This is a genomic window from Methylobacterium ajmalii (assembly GCF_016613415.1).
In the GTDB taxonomy this organism is placed as follows: domain Bacteria; phylum Pseudomonadota; class Alphaproteobacteria; order Rhizobiales; family Beijerinckiaceae; genus Methylobacterium; species Methylobacterium ajmalii.
The window spans coordinates 23,450-26,854 of sequence record NZ_JACWCT010000012.1; the positions used below are offsets into that span (position 1 = coordinate 23,450).

General features: G+C 70.0%; 3 protein-coding genes. 2 read left to right on the forward strand and 1 reads right to left on the reverse strand.

The genetic code is table 11. From position 1 onward, the window contains the following. Positions 1 to 161 precede the first annotated feature (161 nt). Together dnaJ and HPY23_RS02475 are read left to right on the forward strand one after the other, a co-directional pair. Positions 162 to 1,340: a molecular chaperone DnaJ gene (dnaJ, locus tag HPY23_RS02470; protein ID WP_091883883.1), complete on the forward strand. Its 1,179-nt coding sequence runs from the start codon at positions 162 to 164 to the stop codon at positions 1,338 to 1,340. A 163-nt stretch (positions 1,341 to 1,503) separates the two neighbouring features. Continuing rightward, on the forward strand, positions 1,504 to 2,145 hold the full coding sequence (locus HPY23_RS02475) for a class I SAM-dependent methyltransferase (RefSeq protein ID WP_413231093.1): 642 nt from the start codon (positions 1,504 to 1,506) through the stop codon (positions 2,143 to 2,145). A 111-nt stretch (positions 2,146 to 2,256) separates the two neighbouring features. On the opposite strand, the gene HPY23_RS02480 is transcribed toward HPY23_RS02475, so the two are convergent. After that, the gene (locus HPY23_RS02480; RefSeq protein ID WP_060847971.1) at positions 2,257 to 3,306 is read right to left on the reverse strand and encodes a hypothetical protein; all 1,050 of its coding nucleotides are present in this window, start codon (positions 3,304 to 3,306) and stop codon (positions 2,257 to 2,259) included. Positions 3,307 to 3,405 lie beyond the last annotated feature (99 nt).

Genomic DNA, 3,405 nt, shown 5'->3' on the forward strand with positions numbered 1-3,405 from the left:
ATCTTTGATTTTGCCGCATTTTCTGCGACGAACCGGTATCCATCTCGTCGGAAAATGCTCTGGTGATGACGATGCGACCCGGTCCTCGGCGCCCGAACGGTGCCGGGGACCGGACGTGTATGGACGATGCCCGACGGGGTACGGCGGGGCCGGGGACAGGAATGTCGAAGCGCGACTACTACGAGGTGCTGGGCGTCGCCCGCACCGCGACCGAGGCCGAGATGAAGTCGGCCTTCCGCAAGCTGGCGATGGTCTACCACCCCGACCGCAACCCCGGCGACAAGGAGGCCGAGCTCAAGTTCAAGGAGCTCAACGAGGCCTACCAGTGCCTGTCCGACGGGCAGAAGCGCGCGGCCTACGACCGCTTCGGCCACGCCGCCTTCTCGCAGGGCGGCCAGGGCGGCCCCGGATTCGGCAACGAGTTCGGCGACTTCATGTCGGACATCTTCGACACGTTCTTCGGCGACGCCCGCGGCGGGGCCGGGCCGGGCGGACGCCCGGGCGCCGGGCCGGGCGGGCGGCCGGGCGGCGGCCGCGAGCGCGGCGCCGACCTGCGCTACAACCTGGAGATCAGCCTCGAGGAAGCCTTCACCGGCAAGACCGAGACGATCAAGATGCCGACCTCGGTCACCTGCGAGGTCTGCGCCGGCTCGGGCGCCAAGGCCGGCTCGAAGCCCAAGACCTGCCCGACCTGCGCCGGCTACGGCCGGGTGCGGGCGGCGCAAGGCTTCTTCGCCATCGAGCGCACCTGCCCGGCCTGTCACGGCCGCGGCGAGATCATCGAGGACCCGTGCACGGCCTGCGCCGGCGCCGGGCGCGTCACCCGCGAGCGCACGCTGTCGATCAACGTGCCGGCGGGCGTCGACGACGGGTTGCGCATTCGCCTGGCCGGCGAAGGCGAATCGGGCCTGCGCGGCGGACCGGCGGGGGACCTCTACATCTTCCTGTCGATCAAGCCGCACCCGTTCTTCCAGCGCGACGGGGCCGACCTGTTCTGCCGCGTGCCGATCTCGATGGTGACGGCGGCTTTGTCGGGCGAGATCACCGTGCCGGTGATCGACGGCTCGCACACCTCGGTCCGGGTCCCGGCCGGCACCCAGACCAACAAGCAGTTCCGCCTCAAGGGCAAGGGCATGCCGGTCCTGCGCGCGCGCGACGTCGGCGACCTCTACATCCAGGTCTTCGTCGAGACGCCGCAGAACCTCACCAAGCGCCAGCGCGAGCTGCTGCAGGAATTCGACACCCACGGCAACCAGGCCGACAATCACCCGGAGAGTGCCGGCTTCTTCTCGCGGGTGAAGGAGTTCTTCGACGGGCTGAGCGGGTCCGGCCGCGCCTGAGGCCGGGGTGCCGCGAGCCGATGCCACCGTTGCGCGTTCACCCGCGCAAGCGGGATTGCGGGGTTCGCGGCGCTCGGGCGGGGGTGTCAGGCTTGACGGCGAGGCGCCTTTGAACGACAGCCGTTCACCAATCGACTTTTCGCGTGTTCAAGGGTCTTCGGTCTTGCCTTTGCCTCGCCGATCCAGGGCCAAAGCCATCGCGGTCTCCGGCTCGATGCCTCACCCGAGGTCGCCGAAGCGCGACATCCTCGAGGACGAGGCGCGGTTCCTGCGCTCCTGGTTCGAGCGGCCCCTGGTCACCGGTGCCGTGACGCCGTCGGGCCGGATGCTGGCCCGCACCATGGCGTCCTACGTCGATCCGCGCCTGACCGGCCCGGTGATCGAGCTCGGGCCGGGCACCGGGCCGGTAACCGACGCGCTCGTGCGCCGCGGCATCGCCCAGGAGCGTCTGGTCCTGGTCGAGTACAACCCGGATTTCTGCAAGCTGCTGCGCCGGCGCTTCCCGAAGGCCACGGTGCTGCAGGGCGACGCCTACGACATCCGCGCCACCCTCGCGGGCGTCGTGGCTGAGCGGGCCTGCGCCACGATCTCGAGCCTGCCGCTGTTCACCAAGCCCCTGGAACAGCGCCTCGACCTGCTCACCGCGGCCCACGACCTGATGCACCCTGACGCGCCGTTCGTGCAGTTCACCTACGCGGTGGTGCCGCCGATCCCGGCCAAGTCCAGCACCTACACGGCGAGCCGCTCCAACAAGGTCTGGCTCAACCTGCCGCCGGCCCGGGTGTGGGTGTACCGCCGGCCCTGACGGCGTCGCCGCGCGAGCCGGGCCGACGGCGCCCGGCCATCGAGCCGGCGACCCCGTCGCCGAGGTCGCGGCGGGACCGAACGTCGACGATCCTGCGCGACCGTCCGCGCCTCACGGCTTCTCCCACTGCGCCTCGATGATCGTGTAGACCTTGTCGCTGAGGTTGATGTCCATCTCGACGAGGCCGATCGTGTTCTTCACCCGGCTCAGGGTCTCGGCCAGCTCGAGCACCGGCTCGGGCACCCGGCGCTCCGGCAGGGTGGGTCCCTCGAGCTTCAGCACGTCGGCGAGCATCGCCGTATAGGCGCCCCAGAAGTGCTGGTGGCCGATGACGTGGAAGCGCGACAGGGTGTCGATCGCCAGCGTCCAGTGCCCCGGCTTCATCGCCTCGCCCGGGAAGGTGCAGGAGAGGTCGCGGGTCAGCGGGTTCTCGAGCCAGCTGTAGGTCTCCATGTCGATCCGGTCGAAGCCCTTGCGCAGGGCCGAGACGCTGCCGAGGTCGAGGCCGGCCGCGAAGGCGCAGGGGCCCTGGAGGTGGTCGACGCGCCATTGCTGGACCGGGTCCTTGCCGATCTCCGCCATGCGGCGCAGCCACAGGATGCGCTTGGCGAGCTCCACGTACGGATCGACCACCAGGATCGTCTTCACGTAGTCGCCGGCCTGGACCACGTCCTCGTAGCGCTTCATCAGCAGGCTGCCCTGCAGCAGCATCGAGTCGGCGTACTTGATGTCGATGACGCAGCGCAGCAGGTCGAAGTGCATGTCGTGGATGCCGAAATACGACAACGCGAATTCCGGGAAGAGCATGTCGCGGGCGTGGTTGTCCTGGCCGATCGTGTAGTCGAGGGCCAGCACGCGGGCCTGGCGGTAGGCCGCGCCGGCGCGGTGCCGGTAGAGCAGGATGTTGGTGTCGCCGTCGAAGATGTCGAACTGCGACGCCTGGTCGAGGCCGGGGCAGCTCTCGCCGTCGAGCTTGAAGCCGCAGATCCCGTGGGCGTGCCAGCCGAAATCCTTGAGCTGCGGGTAGTGGACCCAGGCCTCGATCACGGCCTCCCGCGTGCGGTCGAGGACCACGCGCAGGCGGGGGGTGCGGCGCATGTCGTCGGGCGCGATCCAGAGATCGAAGCTCGCCGGGCCGACGACGTTGAAGTTGAATCGCATGCCGCTTGCTAGGCCGAAGACCGCAGCGCGGCAAGGGAGTCGGGGACCGCAGGCGGGCCGGGCCGCCCGGCCGGCGGGGCGACCCGCCGCCACGCGACG